Here is a 287-nt window from a genome sequence, read left to right on the forward strand (position 1 = left end):
AGGAGTTGCAGAAAAATGTGGAGGAACTCAAGAATGAAATTAAAAAGAAATCCTCAAGCTCAACTGGCAAGAAACTAGGATTCTACGACTTTACCAAAAAGGAGGAAAAAGAGAGGTCACCTTTCCCTGTTAGAGCCCCTAAGTTCGTACCTTATGATGGGACTACTGATCCTCAGCATCACCTAGTCTCGTTTTGCAACAAGTGTCGTGCCATCGCAGACAATGACACCATGCTCATAAATTATTTTCAGGAATCGTTAACTGGAGATGCATTGACTTGGTATACA

The 287-nt window shown here is 41.5% G+C and carries 1 protein-coding gene; it reads left to right on the forward strand.

The features are described 5' to 3' along the window. A partial coding sequence (locus DJ029_RS22355) for a hypothetical protein (protein ID WP_232823183.1) occupies positions 1-287 on the forward strand: 287 nt, incomplete at both ends.

This window comes from Oceanibium sediminis (assembly GCF_003265325.1).
GTDB classification, from domain to species: domain Bacteria; phylum Pseudomonadota; class Alphaproteobacteria; order Rhodobacterales; family Rhodobacteraceae; genus Halovulum; species Halovulum sediminis.